General features: G+C 69.3%; 20 protein-coding genes. 11 read left to right on the plus strand and 9 right to left on the minus strand.

Features of this window, described 5'->3' with window-relative positions; all coding sequences use genetic code 11:
- Positions 1-5: 5 nt before the first annotated feature.
- Complete coding sequence (locus AC069I_RS36290; protein ID WP_478233715.1) at positions 6-794, plus strand: crotonase/enoyl-CoA hydratase family protein; 789 nt, start codon at positions 6-8, stop codon at positions 792-794.
- Positions 795-862: 68 nt separating this feature from the next.
- Here the strand turns inward: AC069I_RS36290 and AC069I_RS36295 are convergent, their stop codons facing one another.
- Positions 863-2,422 carry an acyl-CoA synthetase gene (locus tag AC069I_RS36295; RefSeq protein ID WP_478267400.1) on the minus strand — a complete coding sequence of 520 codons (1,560 nt, stop codon included), beginning with the start codon at positions 2,420-2,422 and terminating at the stop codon, positions 863-865.
- A 53-nt stretch (positions 2,423-2,475) separates the two neighbouring features.
- Between AC069I_RS36295 and AC069I_RS36300 the strand changes: the two genes are divergently transcribed.
- From AC069I_RS36300 to AC069I_RS36310, 3 genes are read left to right on the plus strand one after another with little or no spacing between them, the layout of a single operon-like run.
- Positions 2,476-3,504, plus strand: a complete 1,029-nt coding sequence (locus AC069I_RS36300; RefSeq protein ID WP_478267401.1) for a Zn-ribbon domain-containing OB-fold protein — start codon at positions 2,476-2,478, stop codon at positions 3,502-3,504.
- An 8-nt stretch (positions 3,505-3,512) separates the two neighbouring features.
- Positions 3,513-4,568 carry a thiolase domain-containing protein gene (locus tag AC069I_RS36305; RefSeq protein ID WP_478267402.1) on the plus strand — a complete coding sequence of 352 codons (1,056 nt, stop codon included), beginning with the start codon at positions 3,513-3,515 and terminating at the stop codon, positions 4,566-4,568.
- A complete protein-coding gene (locus AC069I_RS36310; RefSeq protein ID WP_478267403.1) occupies positions 4,565-5,725 on the plus strand; it encodes a thiolase domain-containing protein in 1,161 nt (386 codons plus the stop codon). The genes AC069I_RS36305 and AC069I_RS36310 overlap by 4 nt, the downstream gene beginning before the upstream one ends.
- Before the next feature lie 7 nt (positions 5,726-5,732).
- On the opposite strand, the gene AC069I_RS36315 is transcribed toward AC069I_RS36310, so the two are convergent.
- From AC069I_RS36315 to AC069I_RS36330, 4 genes are all read right to left on the minus strand, one after another.
- Positions 5,733-5,939: a hypothetical protein gene (locus AC069I_RS36315; protein ID WP_478227782.1), complete on the minus strand. Its 207-nt coding sequence runs from the start codon at positions 5,937-5,939 to the stop codon at positions 5,733-5,735.
- A gap of 15 nt (positions 5,940-5,954) precedes the next feature.
- Complete coding sequence (locus tag AC069I_RS36320; RefSeq protein ID WP_478227781.1) at positions 5,955-6,977, minus strand: YhjD/YihY/BrkB family envelope integrity protein; 1,023 nt, start codon at positions 6,975-6,977, stop codon at positions 5,955-5,957.
- Positions 6,978-7,200: 223 nt separating this feature from the next.
- Positions 7,201-7,989, minus strand: a complete 789-nt coding sequence (locus AC069I_RS36325) for a transglutaminase-like domain-containing protein (RefSeq protein ID WP_478233710.1) — start codon at positions 7,987-7,989, stop codon at positions 7,201-7,203.
- A 41-nt stretch (positions 7,990-8,030) separates the two neighbouring features.
- A complete protein-coding gene (locus AC069I_RS36330; RefSeq protein ID WP_340685168.1) occupies positions 8,031-9,257 on the minus strand; it encodes a cytochrome P450 in 1,227 nt (408 codons plus the stop codon).
- Between the two features lie 243 nt (positions 9,258-9,500).
- On the opposite strand from AC069I_RS36330, the gene AC069I_RS36335 reads away from it, so the two are divergent.
- A complete protein-coding gene (locus tag AC069I_RS36335) occupies positions 9,501-10,664 on the plus strand; it encodes a steroid 3-ketoacyl-CoA thiolase (RefSeq protein ID WP_478227778.1) in 1,164 nt (387 codons plus the stop codon).
- On the opposite strand, the gene AC069I_RS36340 is transcribed toward AC069I_RS36335, so the two are convergent.
- A complete protein-coding gene (locus AC069I_RS36340) occupies positions 10,661-11,146 on the minus strand; it encodes a pyridoxamine 5'-phosphate oxidase family protein (RefSeq protein WP_478227777.1) in 486 nt (161 codons plus the stop codon). The two genes, AC069I_RS36335 and AC069I_RS36340, sit on opposite strands and share 4 nt — an antisense overlap.
- A gap of 40 nt (positions 11,147-11,186) precedes the next feature.
- Entirely contained in the window at positions 11,187-12,032 is an 846-nt protein-coding gene (locus AC069I_RS36345) for an SCO6745 family protein (RefSeq protein ID WP_478267404.1), read from the minus strand.
- A gap of 63 nt (positions 12,033-12,095) precedes the next feature.
- Between AC069I_RS36345 and AC069I_RS36350 the strand changes: the two genes are divergently transcribed.
- A complete protein-coding gene (locus tag AC069I_RS36350; RefSeq protein ID WP_478267405.1) occupies positions 12,096-12,965 on the plus strand; it encodes a GNAT family N-acetyltransferase in 870 nt (289 codons plus the stop codon).
- Between the two features lie 146 nt (positions 12,966-13,111).
- On the opposite strand, the gene AC069I_RS36355 is transcribed toward AC069I_RS36350, so the two are convergent.
- The gene (locus AC069I_RS36355; protein ID WP_478233705.1) at positions 13,112-14,017 is read right to left on the minus strand and encodes an SDR family oxidoreductase; all 906 of its coding nucleotides are present in this window, start codon (positions 14,015-14,017) and stop codon (positions 13,112-13,114) included.
- Complete coding sequence (locus AC069I_RS36360; RefSeq protein ID WP_478227773.1) at positions 14,014-14,811, minus strand: SDR family oxidoreductase; 798 nt, start codon at positions 14,809-14,811, stop codon at positions 14,014-14,016. The genes AC069I_RS36355 and AC069I_RS36360 overlap by 4 nt, the downstream gene beginning before the upstream one ends.
- Positions 14,812-14,902: 91 nt before the next feature.
- Between AC069I_RS36360 and AC069I_RS36365 the strand changes: the two genes are divergently transcribed.
- Genes AC069I_RS36365 through AC069I_RS36385 form a run of 5 tightly spaced genes read left to right on the plus strand, consistent with a single transcriptional unit; the run spans position 14,903 to position 19,100 of the window.
- Positions 14,903-15,652, plus strand: a complete 750-nt coding sequence (locus tag AC069I_RS36365) for an enoyl-CoA hydratase family protein (protein ID WP_478267406.1) — start codon at positions 14,903-14,905, stop codon at positions 15,650-15,652.
- The gene (locus AC069I_RS36370; protein ID WP_478227771.1) at positions 15,652-16,512 is read left to right on the plus strand and encodes a CoA transferase subunit A; all 861 of its coding nucleotides are present in this window, start codon (positions 15,652-15,654) and stop codon (positions 16,510-16,512) included. Before AC069I_RS36365 ends, AC069I_RS36370 begins: the two co-directional genes overlap by 1 nt.
- The gene (locus tag AC069I_RS36375; RefSeq protein ID WP_478227770.1) at positions 16,509-17,234 is read left to right on the plus strand and encodes a CoA-transferase subunit beta; all 726 of its coding nucleotides are present in this window, start codon (positions 16,509-16,511) and stop codon (positions 17,232-17,234) included. The genes AC069I_RS36370 and AC069I_RS36375 overlap by 4 nt, the downstream gene beginning before the upstream one ends.
- On the plus strand, positions 17,231-18,277 hold the full coding sequence (locus AC069I_RS36380; RefSeq protein WP_478233701.1) for an NAD(P)H-dependent flavin oxidoreductase: 1,047 nt from the start codon (positions 17,231-17,233) through the stop codon (positions 18,275-18,277). The genes AC069I_RS36375 and AC069I_RS36380 overlap by 4 nt, the downstream gene beginning before the upstream one ends.
- Before the next feature lie 31 nt (positions 18,278-18,308).
- Positions 18,309-19,100 carry an alpha/beta fold hydrolase gene (locus AC069I_RS36385; RefSeq protein ID WP_478227768.1) on the plus strand — a complete coding sequence of 264 codons (792 nt, stop codon included), beginning with the start codon at positions 18,309-18,311 and terminating at the stop codon, positions 19,098-19,100.
- Positions 19,101-19,203 lie beyond the last annotated feature (103 nt).

A 19,203-nucleotide genomic window follows, 5' to 3' on the forward strand; every position in this document is an offset into this window, starting at 1 on the left:
TCCCGGTGGGCGAACCGCACGCGCTGGTGGAAAAGATCGAACACACCCTCGTGGTCACGATGAACCGGCCGGAGGCCCGCAACGCGCTCAGCGGCGAGATGCTCGGGATCATGGTCGAGGCGTGGAACAGGGTCGACGAGGACGACGACATCCGGTGCTGCGTGCTCACCGGCGCGGGTGGCGCGTTCTGCGCGGGCGCGGATCTGAAGTCGATGTCGAAGAACTCGCCGTCGGACTCGTTCGAGAAGGGCACGTTCGATCCCAGCCGGATCGAGGGCCTGCTCAAGGGCCGCCGGCTGACGAAGCCGTTGATCGCCGCCGTCGAAGGCGCCGCGATCGCCGGCGGCACGGAGATCCTGCAAGGTACGGACATCCGCGTCGCGGGTGAGAGCGCGAAGTTCGGTGTGTCCGAGGCGCGGTGGAGCCTGTTCCCGATGGGCGGTTCGGCCGTGCGGCTCCCCCGCCAGATCCCGTACACCGTCGCCGCCGACCTCCTGCTGACCGGACGGCATATCACCGCGGCCGAGGCGCTGGGGATCGGCCTGATCGGCCACGTCGTCCCGGACGGGAAGGCGTTGGACAAGGCACTCGAACTCGCGGGCCTCATCTCCGCGAACGGTCCCTTGGCGGTCCGCGCGATCCTCAAGACCATGCGGGACACCGAAGGCACGCACGAGGAAGAGGCCTTCAAGCTCGACGCCCAGTACGGCATCGAGGTCTTCGCGAGCGAAGACGCGAAGGAAGGCCCCCGCGCCTTCGCCGAGAAGCGCAAGCCCGTCTTTCGGGGCCGCTGACCCCTGCGTTTAGTCCTCTGAATGCGGTAGTTCGTCGGCGAACTATCGCATTCAGAGGACGAAATGCGTCAGGGGACGCGGTGACCGGCCCAGTAGGGGTCGCGGAGCTTGCGCTTGTAGAGCTTTCCGTTCGGGTCGCGCGGGAGTTCGGGCAAGTAGTCGACGGAACGCGGGAGTTTGAACTTCGCGAGACGCGACGCCGCGTACTCGAGGATCTCCGCGGTCAACTCCTCGGAGGGCTCGACACCGTCCGCGGGCTGGACGACGGCCTTGATCGCCTCGCCCCAGTCCTCGTGCGGGACGCCGAACACCGCGACGTCGGCGATCTTCGGGTGCATCACCAGTTCGCCCTCGATCTCCGCCGGGTAGATGTTGACCCCGCCCGAGATGATCAGGTCCGCCTTGCGGTCGTGCAGGAAGAGGTAGCCGTCCTCGTCGAGATGCCCGACGTCGCCGAGGGTGAACAGGTCCCCGACCCGCGCCTTGTCCGTCTTGGCCCGGTCCTTGTGGTACTCGAACTTCGAGTCGCCCATCTTCATGTACACCGTGCCGGTCTCGCCGGCGGGCAGTTCCGTGCCCTCGTCGTCGAGGATCTTGATCGTCGAACCCGGCCACGACAGCCCGACCGAACCCGGCTTCTTGAGCCATTCCTCCCCCGAGATCGCCGTCCCGCCGCCTTCGGTGGCCGCGTAGTACTCGGTGACGACCGGGCCCCACCAGTCGAGCATCCGGCGTTTGACCTCAAGCGGACAGGGCGCGGCGCCGTGGATCATCACGCGCAGCGAACCCAGGTCGTAGGCCGCGCGGACGTCGTCCGGCAGCGCGAGCAGACGGCGGAACTGCGTCGGGACCATGTGGCTGTGCGTGACGCGATGCCGCTCGATCAGCCGCAGCATGTCCTCGGCGTCCCAGCGGTCCATCAGCACCGCGGTATGCCCCAGCTGCAGGGAAATCGCGACGAAGTTCAGTACCGCCGTGTGATAGAGCGGCGACCCGCACAGGTGCACGTGGTCGTCGTGCGGCGCGAGCCCGAAGATACCGAAGAACCACGTCGACGCGCCCGGGACGGAGTCGGGGTCGGCGCCGGTCAGTGGCCGCCGGACACCCTTGGGCCGCCCCGTGGTTCCCGACGTGTAGAGCATCGGCGAGCCCGCCGTGCGCCGCTCCGGACGTCCGTCGCCCTCGCCGGAGCCGAGTTCCTCGATCCGGCGGAAGCCCTCGACGTCGCCGACGGCGAACCGCCCGCGCTCCGGGATGCCCGCCTCGTCCGCGGCCGCGATCGCGACGTCGGCGAAGCGTTCGTGCGCGAAGAAAGCCTTGGCACCGCTGTCAGAGAGGATGTAGGCGACCTCCGGCCCGACAAGATGCCAGTTGACCACCACGATGTACAGGCCGGACTGGATGGCGGCGAAATAGGCCGCGACGAGTTCGTCGCCGTTGGGCTGCAGGACGACGACCACGTCACCGGCTTCGAGCCCGAGGGCTTGCAGGCCCCGCGCGTAAGCGTTCGCTTTCGCGGCGAGCTCTCCGTATCCGATCGAGCGGCCGTCCGGATCGACGAGTGCGACCCGCTCCGGCTCCTGCGCGGCGATGTTCCAGACCCCTAGTGTCCCGGTGGCAGTCGACATACCCGCAAATCTAGAACGCGTTCCACTCAAGAGCAACCGTCAGCGAGGCCAAGATGAGCCGTCTTGCCGGAAAATCGAGAACGTGTTTCACTCAGAATGTGAGCGCACCTGAACTCCCGCTGTCGGCCCCGCTCAACGTGGGCTTCGACTACACGCGTTCGGTCGGCCCGGTGCTCGGCCGGTTCGTCAACGCCCTGCGCGAGCGCCGAGTCGAAGGCGTCCGGGGCAGCGACGGCCGCGTCCACGTGCCGCCGCTGGAATACGATCCCGTGACCGCCGAGGCGCTGTCCGAATTCGTGCCGGTGGCTTCCGAGGGCGTGATCGTCTCCTGGTCCTGGATCGCCGAACCCGTCGACGGCCAGCCGTTGTCGCGGCCGTTCGCGTGGGCGCTGATCCGGCTCGACGGCGCCGACACCTCGATCCTGCACGCGGTCGACGCCGGCTCCCCCGCGAGCGTCCACACCGGACAACGGGTCCGGATCCGCTGGGCGGACGAGACCGTCGGCCACATCCGCGACATCGCCTACTTCGTCCCCGCCGACGGCCCCGGCACAGAAGCCACCGAGGCGCCTCCGCCGGTCGCGAAACGCGAAGAGGGCGCGCCGGTCAGCGTGGTGATCACACCGATCCACCTGCGCTACGAACATTCCGCGTCACCGGAGGAAAGCCGGTACCTGCGCGGGCTCGCCGAGGGAAAACTGATCGGCCAGCGCTGCCCGTCCTGCGAGAAGGTCTACATCCCGCCGCGTGGCGCCTGCCCGACCGACGGCATCCCGACCACCGATGAGGTCGAACTGCCCGACACCGGCATCGTCACGACGTTCTGCATCGTGAACGTGCCGTTCCTCGGCCAGAAGATCAAACCGCCCTACGTGGCCGCGTACATCCTGCTCGACGGCGCGGACATCGCGTTCCTGCATCTGGTCCTCGGCTGCGACGCCGCCGACGTCCGGATGGGCATGCGGGTCCGGGCCGCCTGGAAACCGCGGGACGAATGGTGGACGTCGCTGGAGAACATCGGCCATTTCGAGCCGACCGGCGAGCCCGACGCACCGTACGAATCCTTCGCCCACCATCTGTGAGGACCACAGTGCCAGATGTAGCAGTCGTGGGCTTCGCGCAGGCCCCCAACGTCCGCAGCACCCCGGGCACCACCAACGGCGTGGAAATGCTGGTGCCGATCTTCGCCGAGGTCTTCGAGCGGACCGGTCTGTCCAAAGAGGACATCGGGTTCTGGTGCTCGGGTTCGTCGGACTACCTCGCCGGCCGCGCGTTCTCGTTCATCGCCGCGGTCGACGCCATCGGCGCCTTCCCGCCGATCCACGAATCGCACGTCGAGATGGACGCCGCCTGGGCGTTGTACGAGGCTTGGCTGAAGATCCGGATGGGCGAGGTCGACACGGCGCTCGTCTACGGCTTCGGCAAGTCTTCCGCCGGGCAACTGCGCCGGGTGCTGGCCTTGCAAATGGACCCGTACGTCGTCGCGCCGCTCTGGCCGGACTCGGTGAGCGTCGCCGGGATCCAGGCGAGGCTGGGGCTCGAATCCGGCCTTTGGTCCGAAAAGGATCTCGCCGAGGTCGCCGCGCGCAGCCGCGCGGACGCCGCCGGGAACCCGGCCGCGCAGCTCTCCGGAACGGTCGAGGTCGCCGAGCTCCTGGACGCCCCTTACTTCGCGGATCCCTTACGGGCCCACGACATCGCTCCCATCACCGACGGCGCCGCCGTGCTCGTGCTCGCGTCGGCCGAGCGGGCCGCGGACCTCGTCGACAGCCCGGCGGTGATCTCCGGGATCGAACACCGCGTCGACTCCCCCGCGCTCGGCGTCCGAGACCTCACCAAGTCGCCTTCGACGGCGGCCGCCGGGCGGGCGCTCGACCTCGACGGCGTCGAAGTCGCGGAACTGCACGCGCCGTTCACGCATCAGGAACTGATCCTGCGCGACGCGCTGGGCCTCGGCGACCAGGTGCGGATCAACCCCTCCGGCGGCGTCCTGACCGGCAATCCGATGTTCTCGGCGGGGCTGGCGCGGATCGGCGAGGCGGCGAACCGCATCCTCGACGGCAGCGCGCGCAAGACCCTCGCCCACGCGACCAGCGGCCCCGTCCTCCAGCAGAACCTGGTCGCGACCTTGGAGGTCCTTTCGTGAAGCACCTCGCCGCCGTACTGGGAACCGGCCAGACCCACCACAAGGCCAAACGCACCGACGTGTCCATGCCCGGTCTGCTCCGGGAGGCCATCGACCGGGCGATGCACGACGCCCGGACCGGCTGGGACGACATCGACGCCGTCGTCCTCGGCAAGGCGCCGGATCTGTTCGAGGGCGTGATGATGCCCGAACTGTTCCTCGCCGACGCGCTCGGCGCGACCGGGAAACCGTTGCTGCGCGTGCACACCGCCGGTTCGGTCGGCGGCTCGACCGCGCTCGTCGCGGCGTCGCTCGTGCAGGCAGGCGTGCACAAGCGGGTGCTGACCGTGGCCTTCGAGAAGCAGTCCGAATCGAACGCCATGTGGGGCCTGTCGATCCTGCCGCCGTTCCAGATGCCGGTGGGCGCCGGGGCGGGCGGCTACTTCGCACCCCACGTGCGCTCGTACATCCGGCGGTCCGGCGCGCCCGACCACGTCGGCGCGATCGTCGCGGCCAAGGATCGCCGCAACGGCGCCCTCAATCCGTACGCCCATCTGCGGCAGTCCGACATCACGGTGGAGTCGGTGCAGGCGTCGCAGATGCTGTGGGACCCGATCCGCTACGACGAGACCTGCCCGTCTTCGGACGGCGCCTGCGCGATGGTGATCGGAGACGAAGCCTCGGGCGACGCAGTTCCCGGTGGCGCGGCGTGGATCCACGCGACCGCGATGCGCACCGAGCCGACCACGTTCGCCGGACGCGACCAGGTGAACCCTCAGGCCGGACGGGACGCCGCGGCCGCGTTGTGGCGGGACGCGGGCATCACCGACCCACTGTCCGAAGTGGACGCCGCGGAGATCTATGTGCCGTTCTCGTGGTTCGAGCCGATGTGGCTGGAGAACCTGGGGTTCACCGACGAGGGCCAGGGCTGGAAGCTCACCGAAGCCGGCGAAACCGCGCTCGGCGGACGCCTGCCGGTCAACCCTTCGGGCGGCGTGCTCTCGTCGAACCCGATCGGGGCTTCCGGGATGCTCCGGTTCTCCGAAGCGGCCAAGCAGGTGATGGGCCGGGCCGGGGACTACCAGGTCGACGGCGCGCGGATCGCGCTCGGGCACGCGTACGGCGGCGGTTCGCAGTTCTTCTCGATGTGGGTGGTGGGATCGGCCAAACCGAGCTGACCGCGATTCAGCCGCGTTTGGCTTCCTCGACCTTCCCTCGCCGGGTGTACAGGCGGATTCTGTTCGGCCGGTAGTCCAGTGTCACGGCTCCGTGTCCTTCCAGGTCGACGACCTGAACCTCGAAGCCGTCGGCCTCACATCGCGAGCGCGCCTCGTCCGCCCGGGAACCCACGAGTTCGGTCAGCGTGAACGACGGTGCTCGATCACCGGACATCGCCTTCTCCTTTGGTCAGGGGCGCCGGCGCGGCCGGAGGCGTTGCGCGGCCAGGGTCGCGACCACCCCGGTCACCGCGCCCACCAGCATCGGCTTGAGACCATGCCGATCGGGCTGGGCCACCACCGGCCGGACCACCACGGGAGGTGGCGGCCGGACCGGGTCCGGCGGCGCGTCCCGCGCGGTCGCCGTCCAGGCCGTGACGAACACCAGCATACGAGCCACCAGCGAGATGAAGAAGATCAGACCGATGATGGAGCCGAACGCGACCCCGGTCGGCGAGTTCCCGATCAAGCGCAGGTAGATCCCACCGGCCTGCTTCAGCAGTTCGAAACCCAGTGCCAGCGCGACGGCACCGCGCATCGCGCTACGGACCCCGACCGGTTTCCGCGGCAGCCGGGTGAGCACCCAGAGGAAGACGAGCCAGTTGGCCAGCAGCGCCAACGGAATCGAGATCGCCGACAGCACGTTGTGCCCCCAGGCGGTGTCGTCCACCCCAGCCAGCCCCAGCAGATACCGGCCGAGCGCCGACCCGGAAATGGTGATGGCGAACGAGACCAGCAGCGCGCTGGCGAGGCCGAGCAGCGCGAGCAGGTCCGCGGCGATCGTGCGCAGCAGCGGGAGGTCCGACCGGTTCTGACCCCACATCGCGGTCAGCGCGTCGCGTAGCGAGTTCATCCAGTTCCAGCCGGAGTACAACCCGATGATCAGACCGATGACCCCGACGCTGGTGCGCTGCTCCACGAACCCGGTGAGCAGCTCCCCGGCCTTGTCACCGAGTCCCCCGGGCAGGGTGCCGGTGATCGCGCCCAGCATCGACTCGAGCAGCTGCGGCTGGCTCGCCAGCACGAAACCGGCCACCGACACCGCGACCATGAGGATGGGCACCAGCGAGAACAGGCTGAAGTAGGTGATCGACGCGACGTAGTGGTAACCGGCGTACTCGATGTAGCGGTTCACCGCCCGGGCCACGTGGTCCAGCCAGCGGTAGCGGGCACGCAGCCGCTGCCATTTCGTCGGTGCTTGCTTCTCCCTCACACGCCCATGTCTACCTCAGAGCCTGTTGGCGGAGCTGAAGGCTCACCTCAAAAGCGGCCGAACGCGTGAACCCGCCCCGGCCGAAGGCCCCGCTATCGCGGTGGCAGGGCACCCGTTCACCCATCGTGACGTGACCACCCAGCCGTGCCCTGCCGACGTCGATCGCGGACGCGGGTTCACCACCAGACACTCAGCGAGGTCACGGCTCGTGGTCAACACGCGATCAAGCGAGCGCGATCAGCTCCGAGCCGTCGTCCTCCGGCAGCGACGGGCCCGCGGTCGCCAGCACGGTGTTGCCGAGAAAGTCCAGCTCACAGCCGAGGGTGGAGAGGAACGCGGTGTCGGCGGCGTCCCGCCCGGTCGCGATCCGGCACAGGCTCTGCCTCGGCGCGAGGCCGGTGGCGTCGAACACGTACCAGCGGCCGTCGATCGCGGCCTCGAACACGGCGTGGAAGTCCATTGGGGACAGTCCGGGCGCGTAGACCGCCGCGAACCGGGCGGGGATGTCGAGCACGCGGCACAGCGAGATGCAGACGTGCGCGTAGTCGCGGCAAACCCCTTCCCCGGCGAGGTAGGTGTCGACGGCGTCATCGGTCGGCGAGCCAGAACCGACCACATAGGACAGGTGCTCGCGCACATGCCGGACGATCGCCTCCACCTTGGCGCGCGCGCCGGGCAAACCACCGAAGCGGGACAACGCGAGCCCGCCCATCCGGTCCGAGGGGCAGTACCGGCTGGGCCTGGTGTAGCGGATCAGATCGTCTTGGCCGACCGGCTCGGCGTCGGCCGGATCGAGTGCGCGTTCGGCCCGGTATCGCACGACGTGCTCCCCGGACGGCAGGTCGACGACCTGAGCACGGGTCCGGTGTTCGAACGCCACCTGGCGCGGCGGCGCGGGGTAGGCGAACTCCTCCTGAGCGGCCCCGCCCGCGAGCGCGACCACGAACGCGGCGGGGCCGGATTTCGTGACCCGGAAGGACATTTCGACATCGACCTGAACGTGGGGACCCATGGCCCCATGGTGCCCCACGGGGTCGCGTCCGGCCGATCAGGTCAGGCGTAGCGGACCTGGTAGTGCTTGATCCCGTTGAGCCAGCTCGACCGGAGCCGGTCCGGCGGGGAGACTTCGGCGATATCCGGCATGACATCGGCGATGGCGTTGAAGATCAGGTCGATCTCCAGCCGCGCGAGGTTGGCGCCGATGCAGTAGTGCGAACCCGTGCCGCCGAAGCCGACGTGCGGGTTGTCCTCGCGGAGGATGTCGAACTTCTCCGGCTCGTCGAAATGGTCCGGGTCGAAGTTCGCGGAACTGTAGAACATCCCGACCCGGTCGCCCTTGCGGATGTGCTGCCCGCCGAGTTCGGTGTCCCGGGTCGCGGTGCGCTGGAAGGCGACCACCGGGGTGGCCCAGCGGACGATCTCGTCCGGGGCGGTCTTCGGCCGCTCCTTCTTGTACAGCTCCCATTGATCGGGGTGATCGAGGAACGCCTTCATCCCGTGGGTGATCGCGTTGCGCGTGGTCTCGTTGCCCGCGACGGCGAGCAGGATGACGAAGAACCCGAACTCGTCAGAGGCCAGCGACTCGCCGTCGACGTCGGCCTGTACCAGCTTCGTGACGATGTCGTCCATCGGGCACTTGCGCCGTTCTTCGGCCATGTTCCAGGCGTAACCGACGATCTCCGCGGACGCGGCCAGCGGTTCGACTTCGTACTCGGGGTCGTCGTAGGCGACCATCTGGTTGGACCAGTCGAAGACCTTGAGCCGGTCTTCCTGCGGGATGCCGATCAGTTCGGCGATGGCCTGCAAGGGAAGTTCGCACGCGACGTCGACGACGAAATCGCCGGAGCCCTTCTTCTTTGCCTCGCTGACGATGCGCTCCGCGCGATCACGCAGGGTGTCCTCGAGCTTCGCGATCGACCTCGGCGTGAAGCCCTTCGACACGATCCGCCGCAGCTTCGTGTGCTGCGGGGCGTCCATGTTGAGCAGGACCAGACGGTTGGCTTCGAGACTATCGTCGGTCATGTTCTCGTCGAACCGGATGATCGCGGTCTTCTCCCGGGAGGAGAACAGCTCGCTGTCCCTCGACACCGCCTTGACGTCTTCGAGCCGGCTGACCACCCAATAGCCGTCGTCGCGGAAGCCCGCGGTGTTGTGCGGCTGCGGGTTCCACCAGACCGGTGCCGTGCGGCGGAGTTCGGCGAACTCCTCCAGAGGCAGTCTGGTGGCGTAAAGATCCGGATCGGTGAAATCGAAACCGGCGGGGATCAGGGGAGCGGCCACGGGCTACCTCCTACGCGGTTCGCCAATGAAACACGTTCTAGAGCCGATTGAAGCATACGGCGTTTACCAAGTGAAGAGTTTCAGTGAAACCTGTTAACTCGGCTGCCGCGGATCGCGCGACCGCAGCATGGAGCAGGAACGGCGACCAGTGATCAAAATCGAGACGATCCTGCGGCGACTTGCCCAAATCAAGAACGTGTTCTACTTTTTGAGGTAGTGAACGGTGTTTCCCAGGAGGCGAACGTGGGTAGTCCGGTGATCGTCGAGGCGGTCCGCACCCCTATCGGCAAGCGCAGGGGTCACCTCGCGGGGCTGCACGCCGCCGAGATCCTCGGCGCGGCACAGCGCGCCCTGCTCGAACGCGCGGGACTGGATCCCGCGCTGGTCGAGCAGGCGATCGGCGGCGCCGTGACCCAGGCCGGCGAGCAGGCGGGCAACGTCACGCGCACCGCGTGGCTGCACGCCGGGCTTCCCGAGACCACGGGCGCGACCACCATCGACGCCCAGTGCGGCTCGGCGCAGCAGGCGACGCACCTGATCGCCGGGCTCATCGCGGCCGGTGCCATCGACGCCGGCGTCTCCTGCGGAGTCGAGGCGATGAGCCGCGTCCCGCTGGGCGCGAACCGCGGTGAGGGCATCGGTACGCCCCGTCCGGAATCGTGGTCGATCGACATGCCCAACCAGTACGGCGCGGCCGAGCGGATCGCGGAACGCCGCGGGATCACCCGCCACGACGTCGACCGGTTCGGCACCGAGTCCCAGGCCAAGGCCGCCGCCGCGTGGGCCGCGGGCCATTTCGACCGCGAGGTCGTCGCGGTGAAGGCCCCCGTGCTCGGCGAAGACGGCGCGCCGACCGGCGAGACACGGCTGGTGTCCCGCGACCAAGGACTCCGTGAGACGACCGTCGAAGGCCTCGCCAGGCTCAAGCCCGTCCTCGAAGGCGGCGTGCACACGGCCGGGACTTCGTCGCAGATCTCCGACGGCGCGGCCGCGCTCCTCCTGATGGACTCGGACCGGGCCAAGGCACTGGGCCTCAAGCCGCGAGCGCGGATCGTCTCGCAGGCGTTGGTCGGCGCGGAACCGTACTACCACCTCGACGGCCCTGTGCAGGCGACCGAACGTGTCCTGGCCAAGGCGGGGATGTCGATCGGCGACCTCGACCTCTTCGAAGTCAACGAGGCGTTCGCTTCGGTTGTGTTGTCGTGGCAGCGGGTGCACCGGCCCGACGAGGACAAGGTCAACGTGAACGGTGGCGCGATCGCGCTCGGGCATCCCGTCGGCAGCACTGGCGCCCGCCTGCTGACCACGGCGTTGCACGAACTGGAACGCCGGGACGCGAGCACCGCGCTGGTGACGATGTGCGCCGGCGGCGCGCTTTCCGCCGGCACGATCATCGAACGGATCTAGCCCAAGCCGACCTCGACCACCGGACCGTTGTCCGGCCTCGCGAGCCGTTTGCTCCCCTGACCCTCCTTCCAGAAGTCGAAATAGACGGTGTCGCCCTCGACCCAGGTCAGCACCGCCTCGGTGAGGTCGAGCCGGAAGACGTGCGCCTCCCCGTCATCGCCCTGCAGGCGGGCGACCTCCGCCGGATCGGTGATCTCGACGGCCTTTCCCGACACCTTCGCGTCCGCGCCGCCCTCGTCGATCGCCGAGGCGGCGTGGATCGCGAACCTGCCGTCGCGCTGCAGGTCTTTCGCCTTCATCGCGCCGATCAACGAACCGATCAGCAGGTCCCGCTCACGGAAATCGACCTCACTGCCGCTGACCCGGGGCGAGCCGTCCCGCCGGACCGTCGCCAGCACATGCGACTTCGCCGCGGTGAACCGCTCTTTGATCTTCCCCGCCAGCGCGGGTGCCTCTTCACTGAACTGCTGCCACGTCGCCATGCGGAACAGCGTCCCACCGGGGTCCGACACTTTCGAGCGATCAGGGCCGCGGCGCCCCCATCGGGTTCGGCAGCGGAATCGCCCCGGCGTCGAAGATGCGGCGGCTCAGCGGGACGGCGATCCGCACGGTTTCGGCGACCCCGTCCTCGCCGAGTGCTTCGAGCGGGCCGGCGGCGAGACGGTCGGTCTCGTCCTCGATCCGTTGGCGCAGCGCGATTCCCAGGCCGGTGAGCCTCAGATCGCTGTCGAGGATGCCCCGTTCGGACAACCGCGCGACGCTCTCGTCCCACTCGTCGTCGGACCAGCCGCGGTTGATCTGGACGACCTCGCGGGTCACCGCTCCGCTGCCGATATGGGTCAGCGTGGTGTCGAGCCCGCGCAGCCCGGCGGCGACGGCGGAGAGCACATGACCGTCCCCGCGATGCTCGCGCAACACCGTCGCCGCGAGCCACACCCGGCCGGCCGCCGTGGCGGGCCTGGTGACCGAGGACCAGGCGGCGGCGAGCGGCCTGGCCGCGTAGTCGGCACCGGCGACGGCCTTTTCCAGGAGGTCGGCGAGCTCAGCGAAAGGCGCGTCGGCGGGCAAGATCCGGTTCAGGGCTTCCTCGACGGCGTCCATCCGGCTCCGGAGCACGGCCGCGGGCTCCGCGTATTTCCACGCGTCGGGCAAGGACCGCGCGACCATTCTCGGGGCGAACCCGAAGAGCATCGCGGTCGCGGGCGGTTCCGGCAGCGGCCCGAGCGGCGCGACCCGGCCGGCGAAGTAGCCCATCCACCAGCTCGGCAGGCCCACCGCTTTGGCCGCGGCCGCCGTTTCCGGGGCGAAGTAGACGACGGCGTGCAGCGGCTCGACCGCTTCCCAGAGACGGCGCTGAAGTGACTTCACGGCTCCATCTTGCCGTGGCGAAAACCGGATGCGGCCGAGCGCGGCGTGGTGTGTGATCACGGCATGGCGATCACCGCGGAGAAGCCGGGACCCGACGGACTGCCCGAGGCCGTGGACGCGCTGCGGGAGTGGCAAGCCGAGGGCGTGGCCTGGCAGCTGCATCCCGGTGACCTCGGCTGGTTCTGGCGCTCGGGGGCGGAGGCGACGGCCGCGGCGGTCCGGATCTGGCGCCGGGACGGGCGGATTCTCGCCGTCGGGCTCCTGGACGGGGCCGATCTGCTGCGCCTGACGACCGCACCCGGCGTCCGCCGGGACGAAGACCTGGCGCGGCGGATGACCGAAGACATCGTCGCGCCGGAACGCGGTGTGCTGCCGGTGGGGAAGGTGGCCGTCGAGGCCCCGATGGACGCGCTGCTCCAGGACGTCCTGCCCGAGCACGGCTGGCGCGCCGACGAACCGTGGACCCCGCTGCGCCGCGATCTCACCGAACCGGTGAAGGCCCCGGACCTGCGGATCGAGACCATCGGGCCGGACGAGTGCCACGTATGGGCCGACGTGATGCGAGGGGCGTTCGACGGTTCGAAGTTCACCCCCGAGAAGTGGCGCACGATGGCGGCGAGTGCGCCGTACGCCGACGGCCGGTGCCTGGTCGGGTACGACGAGCGGGGCGACGCCGTCGCGGCGGTCGCGGTGTGGTCGGCAGGTCCGGGTAAGCCCGGGATACTCGAGCCGATGGGCGTGCACCGGGACCATCGCGGGCATGGTCATGGCAGGGCGATCACCGTCGCCGCGGCGGCCGCGCTCCGGGAGCTCGGCTCGTCGAGCGCGGGCGTGAACACGCCGAGTTCCAACGTCGCCGCCGTCGCGACGTACGAATCGGGTGGGTTCCAGCGGCTTCCCGAGGTCCGGGACCTGGCACGGGACGCCTCGTGAGTGGCAAGGACGGTTGAGACTGTCCGTGAAGGCCTCCTTGCCTACCCTCAGGGTTGGTAAGGAGGCCTTCACTAACTGCCGACCGGGTCTTAGGCACCAGCGGCGGTTAGAACGGTCTTTACCACTCACGAGACAGGACCGAAACCCTAAGCCCCGTAAACGGGTTCAGGCACCGGAGCCTCCGCCAGCAGCTCCGCCACCACCGGGCCGAGTTCACCCGGCGACCACCGGGAACCCTTGTCCCGTACCGCGCCGTGCCGCCAGCCCTGCGCGATCGAGACGCGTCCGCCGTCGACCTCGAACACCCGGCCGGTGACCCCGGACGATTCCTCGCTGCCGAGCCACACCACCAGCGGCGACACGTTTTCCGGTGCCATGGCGTCGAAACCGTCCTCCGGCGCGGCCATGTCGTCGGCGAAGGCGACTTCGGTCATCCGGGTGCGGGCGGCCGGGGCGATCGCGTTCACGGTGACGCCGTAGCGCGCGAATTCGGTGGCGGCGACCAGCGTGAGCCCCAGGATCCCGGACTTCGCGGCCGCGTAATTCCCCTGCCCGACGCTGCCGAGCAGACCCGCGCCCGAACTGGTGTTGATCACCCGTGCGGCCCGCGTCCGGCCTGCCTTCGCCTCGGCTCGCCAGTACTCGGCGGCGTGCCGCGTCGGCGCGAAATGCCCTTTCAGGTGGACGCGGATGACCGCGTCCCATTCGTCCTCGCCGAGGTTCACCAGCATCCGGTCGCGCAGGAAACCCGCGTTGTTGACCAGGACGTCCAGCCCGCCGAAGGTTTCGACGGCCGTCCGCACCAGCGCCGCGGCGCCGTCCCACGAGGCGATGTCGTCGGTGTTCGCGACCGCTTTGCCGCCGAGCGCCTCGATCTCGTCGACGACGTCCTGCGCCGGCCCGGCCGATCCTCCGCTTCCGTCGATCCCGGCGCCGAGGTCGTTCACCACCACCCGCGCGCCCTCGGCGGCGAACGCGAGCGCGTGCGCCCGCCCGATGCCACGACCGGCTCCGGTCACCACCACGATCCGGCCGTCGGCGATCCCGCTCACACCGGCTCCTTTCGTTCTTTCACCAGGGAATTGGAAGCGGCGAGGAAGGCAGGCACCTCTCCCCCGCCGTGTACGGTCAGGCAGGCGCCGCTGACGTAGGAAGCCAGCGAAGAAGCAAGGAACACCGCGCAGGAACCGATCTCGTCCGGGTCGGCCAACCGTCCTAACGGGACAGTCGCGCCCACCGCGGCGAGACCCGCCTCGTCGCCGTAGTGCAGATACGAGTGCTCCGTCCGCACCATGCCGACGTCGAGCCCGTTGACCCGCACCTTCGGCGCCCACTCGACGGCGAGCGACGCGGTCAGGTTGTCGAGTCCCGCTTTCGCCGCGCCGTAGGACGCCGTGCCCGGCGACGGTCTCGTCGCGCTGACGCTGCTGATGTTCACGATGACGCCGCCGCTTTCCTGCTGCTGCATGATCGCGTTCGCCGCACGGGCGACATTCAACGGTGCCAGCAGGTTCAGCGCGACGATCTTTTCGTGGAACCGCGGCGACGCGTTCGCCGCCTCGGCGTACGGCGCGCCGCCCGCGTTGTTGACCACGACGTCGAGCCCGCCGTGCCGCCGGACGACCTCTTCGACGAGCGCGTCGACCTCTTTCGGGTCGCGGACGTCGCAGGAGATGAACGTCGACGCCCTGTCCCCGGCGCGGACGGGCCGCTCGGGTTCGGTGCGCGCACAGGTGACCACTTCGGCTCCGGCGCGCAGAAAAGTCCTGGTGACACCGGCGCCGACGCCGCGTACCCCGCCGGTCACCAGCACCACGGCGCCGTCGAGCCGGAGTTCGAGTGCCATGCCGGGCCTCCTTCACGTCGCTGTACCCAGGCCGGACGTCCTGCTAACGTACCAAGCAAGTGCTAGGTTTGGTAGCGGCGAAGGGTGCACGATGGCCATTTCCACCCACTCACCGGAGCCCGGCATCGCCGTGGTCACGGTCGACGCGCCCCCGGTGAACGCGCTGAGAGTGAAGGGATGGTTCGCCCTCGCCTCCGCCGTCACCGACGCCGGACGCGATCCGGCGACCCACGTGGTGGTGCTGCGCGCGGAGGGCCGCGGGTTCAACGCCGGGGTCGACATCAAGGAGATCCAGCGCGACCCGGGGTACGGCGCGCTGATCGGCGCGAACGAGGGCTGCGCGGCGGCGTTCTCCGCCGTGTACGACTGCGCCGTCCCGGTGATCGCCGCGGTGCAGGGCTTCTGCCTCGGCGGCGGGGTCGGCCTGGTCGGCAACGCGGACGTGGTGATCGCCAGTGAGGACGCGACCTTCGGGCTCCCGGAGGTCGATCGCGGCGCGCTGGGCGCGGCGACCCATCTCGCGCGTCTGGTCCCCCAGCATCTGATGCGGGCCTTGTACTACACGGCTTCGACGATCACCGCGGCTCAGTTGCACCACCACGGTTCGGTCTACGCCGTCGTCCCGCGAGAGGAACTCGACGAAACCGCGCTCGGCGTCGCGCGGCAGATCGCGGCGAAGGACACCCGCGTGATCCGCGCCGCGAAACAGGCCATCAACGGAATCGACGTCCAGCCCGTGCACCGAAGCTACCGCTTCGAGCAGGGATTCACCTTCGAACTCAACCTGGCGGGCGTCTCGGACGGCGCGCGCCAGGAGTTCTTGGACGGTAAGGGGAAGTGATGGCCGACAAGCGGATGACGCCGGACGAGATCGCCGCCGAACTGAAGGACGGCATGACGATCGGGATCGGCGGCTGGGGTTCGCGGCGCAAGCCCATGGCGCTGGTGCGCGCGATCCTGCGTTCTCCGGTCAAGGATCTCACCGTGGTCTCCTACGGCGGCCCGGACGTCGGCCTGCTGGCGTCGGCGGGCAAGATCAAGCATCTCGTCTTCGGCTTCGTCACGCTGGACTCGATCCCCTACGACCCGTGGTTCTCCCGGGCGCGGGAATCCGGGTCGATCACCGTCACGGAATACGACGAAGGCGTTTTCGGCACCGGGCTTTCCGCTGCCGCGCAACGGCTTCCATTCCTTCCGACGCGGGCGGGCCTCGGCTCCGGCGTGATGGATCTGAACCCGTCGTTGCGCACCGTCCGCTCGCCGTACGACGATGCCGAAGAGCTGCTGGCCGTGCCCGCGTTGAGGCTCGATGCGGCCTTTGTCCACCTCAACCGCGCCGACGCCCGGGGCAACGCGCAGTACCTCGGGCCCGATCCCTACTTCGACGAGCTGTTCGCCCTCGCCGCCGAAAAATGTTACGTGTCCACGGAAAAGATCGTGGAGACGGCCGAACTCACCGAAGCGGGGCCGGTGCAGAGCCTGCTGCTGAGCCGGATGCTCGTCACCGGGGTGGCCGAGACGCCGAACGGCGCGCATTTCACCACCGCCGTCCCGGACTACGGGCGCGACGAACGTTTCCAGCGTCACTACGCCGAAGCGGCCAAGGATCTCGACGCGTGGCCCGAATTCGTCGACAGGTTCCTGTCCGGCGACGAGGCGCACTACCAGAAGGCCGTCGCCGAATTCGGGGAGTCCGCATGAGTGACATCAGTCGTGCCGAAGTGGCCGTCGTGGCCTGTGCCGAACTGTTCCGCGGCGACGGCGAAATCGTGGTGAGCCCCATGGGTTTCATCCCGTCGCTGGGCGCCCGGCTCGCCAGGCTGACGTTCGAGCCGGACATCCTGCTGTCCGACGGCGAGGCGTACCTGATGACCCCGGACGCCGTCGTCGAAGGCTGGCAACCGTTCCGCAAGGTCCTCGACACCGTGGTACCGCGCGGAAAACGGCATGTGGTGATGGGTGCCAACCAGATCGACGGCGAGGGCAACCAGAACATCTCGGCGATCGGCGACCATTCCCAGCCCAAGAAACAACTTCTCGGCGTGCGCGGCGGACCGGGAAACACGGCCAACCACCGGACGAGTTACTGGGTCCCGCGGCACAGCAAGCGGGTCTTCGTCGATCAGGTCGACGTCGTGTCCGGCGTCGGCTACGCCAGGGCACGCGAGGCAGGGCTGCGGCACCACGACGTCCACCGCGTCGTCACCAACCTCGGCGTCCTCGATTTCGGCGGCGAAGACCACGCGCCAAGGCTGCTTTCCGTGCATCCGGGCGTTTCGGTGGACGAGGTCGTCGAGGCGACGTCGTTCCCGCTGATCACCGACGGAGTCACCGAGTCCCGGCTGCCGACCGAGACCGAACTGCTCCTGATCCGCACCAGCCTGGATCCGAAGTCTCTGCGGGACAAGGAAGTTCCGTCATGAAGACGGCACTGACCGAACTAGCCGGGATCCGGCACCCGATCGTGCAGACCGGGATGGGCTGGGTCGCCGGGCCGCGGCTGGTGTCCGCGACGGCGGAAGCGGGCGGCCTCGGCATCCTCGCGTCCGCGACGATGACCTACGACGAACTGGCGGCGGCGATCAAGGAGGTCAAGAGCCGCACGTCCGAACCGTTCGGGGTCAACCTCCGCGCGGACGCCGACGATGCCGCGCGCCGGGTCGAACTGCTCATCAGCGAAGAGGTTCGCGTCGCGTCCTTCGCGCTCGCGCCGAAGAAGGACATGATCGCGCGGCTCAAGGACAACGGCGTCCTCGTCGTGCCTTCGGTCGGCGCGGCCAGGCACGCGGAGAAGGTCGCGGGCTGGGGTGCCGACGCCGTCATCGTGCAGGGTGGTGAGGGCGGCGGGCACACCGGCGGGGTCGCGACGACGCTGCTGCTGCCGTCGGTGCTGGACGCGGTCGATATCCCCGTGGTCGCGGCCGGCGGCTTCTTCGACGGCCGGGGGCTGGCCGCCGCGCTCGCCTACGGGGCGGCCGGGGTCGCCATGGGCACCCGGTTCCTCCTGACGAGGGAAAGCACCGTCCCGGAGGAGATCAAGCAGGCGTACCTCGCCCATGATCTCAACGGCACAGTCGTCACCCGGAAGGTGGACGGGATGCCGCATCGCGTGCTCCGGACGGAACTGGTCGACGCGCTCGAGTCCGCCGGTCCGGTGAGCGGCCTCGCCCGCGCCGCCCGCAACGCCGCGAAGTTCCGGAAACTGACCGGGCTGTCGTGGCGCTCGCTGGCCACCGAGGGGCTGCGGATGAAACGCGGCGGCGACCGGACCTGGTCGCAGGTCCTGATGGCCGCCAACACGCCGATGCTGTTGCGAGCCGGGCTCGTCGAGGGCGATCGGAGCGCCGGGGTACTGGCGTCCGGGCAGGTCGTCGGCCTGCTCGGCGACCTGCCCGCGGTCGGCGACCTGATCGAGACGATCGTCGCCGACGCAACCGGCATCCTGCGGCGGCTGGCCTCGGAGTGAAGGTCCGGGCACGCTGTGCTTGACTTCGGCCATGATCTCGGAGAGTCGTTGTCCGGTCGAGGACGGTGAGCTGTACGTCCGCAGCACCGGCGAAGGGCCGCTTCTGCTCCTGATCGCGGGCGGGCTGGGCTCGGCGGACACCTTCCGGGCGATGACGAAGCTGCTCGCGGACGACTACACCGTCGTCACCTACGACCGGCGCGGTCACTTCCGCAGCACGGACACCAGCACCGGCCCGGTCAGCGTGCCGAAGCAGGCCGACGACGCCCACGCGGTGCTCCAGCACGTCGGGGGTGCCCCCGCGAGCGTGTTCGGCACCAGCGCGGGCGCCATGATCGGTCTCGACCTCGTGGCCCGTTACCCGGACGCGGCGACCGTGCTGGTCGCGCACGAACCGCCGGCCATCCAGCTGCTGCCCGACGCGCTCGGCTGGCTCGACGAAGCCAACGCGCAGGTCCGGCTCGCGCAAGCGGGCGACCTGATGGGGGCGTTCAAGCGGTTCACCGACGGTATCGCCGGCGCCGCGCTGCCCGAACTGCGCGCGATCCGGCTGCCGAACGAGGAGGACTGGAAGCGGCTGTTCGGCCGCGAACTGGCCGAAATCCTCGACTACCTTCCCGATCTGCGGGCACTGCGGCGGAGCAGGACCGAGATCGTCCCCGTCGCCGGTGTCGGCAGCCGAGGGCACTACCACTACCAGCCCGCGAAGATCCTCGCGCTCGAACTGGGATTGCCGTTCACGGAGATGCCCGGCGCGCATCTGGCGCCCCAGCGGAATCCCGCCCAGTTCACCGAAGCGCTGCGCGATCTGCTCGAGGCCTGAAGCGGCGGTGTCGAGGTGGTCGTGGGGGGGGGGTTTGGGTTTCACCCCAAACGACCCCCCCACCCAACCTTCCCCAAAAGGGAACAAGGGCCGGAAGCAGAGG

Source organism: Amycolatopsis sp. NPDC043885 (assembly GCF_056435685.1).

Coding starts and splice junctions, on each gene's coding strand:
- AC069I_RS36295 (WP_478267400.1), bottom strand. CDS start 2,422: ATGTCGACTGCCACCGGGACACTAGGGGTCTGGAACATCGCCGCGCAG.
- AC069I_RS36300 (WP_478267401.1), top strand. CDS start 2,476: ATGAGCCGTCTTGCCGGAAAATCGAGAACGTGTTTCACTCAGAATGTG.
- AC069I_RS36315 (WP_478227782.1), bottom strand. CDS start 5,939: ATGTCCGGTGATCGAGCACCGTCGTTCACGCTGACCGAACTCGTGGGT.
- AC069I_RS36325 (WP_478233710.1), bottom strand. CDS start 7,989: ATGGGTCCCCACGTTCAGGTCGATGTCGAAATGTCCTTCCGGGTCACG.
- AC069I_RS36340 (WP_478227777.1), bottom strand. CDS start 11,146: ATGGCGACGTGGCAGCAGTTCAGTGAAGAGGCACCCGCGCTGGCGGGG.
- AC069I_RS36350 (WP_478267405.1), top strand. CDS start 12,096: ATGGCGATCACCGCGGAGAAGCCGGGACCCGACGGACTGCCCGAGGCC.
- AC069I_RS36360 (WP_478227773.1), bottom strand. CDS start 14,811: ATGGCACTCGAACTCCGGCTCGACGGCGCCGTGGTGCTGGTGACCGGC.
- AC069I_RS36365 (WP_478267406.1), top strand. CDS start 14,903: ATGGCCATTTCCACCCACTCACCGGAGCCCGGCATCGCCGTGGTCACG.
- AC069I_RS36370 (WP_478227771.1), top strand. CDS start 15,652: ATGGCCGACAAGCGGATGACGCCGGACGAGATCGCCGCCGAACTGAAG.
- AC069I_RS36375 (WP_478227770.1), top strand. CDS start 16,509: ATGAGTGACATCAGTCGTGCCGAAGTGGCCGTCGTGGCCTGTGCCGAA.
- AC069I_RS36380 (WP_478233701.1), top strand. CDS start 17,231: ATGAAGACGGCACTGACCGAACTAGCCGGGATCCGGCACCCGATCGTG.
- AC069I_RS36385 (WP_478227768.1), top strand. CDS start 18,309: ATGATCTCGGAGAGTCGTTGTCCGGTCGAGGACGGTGAGCTGTACGTC.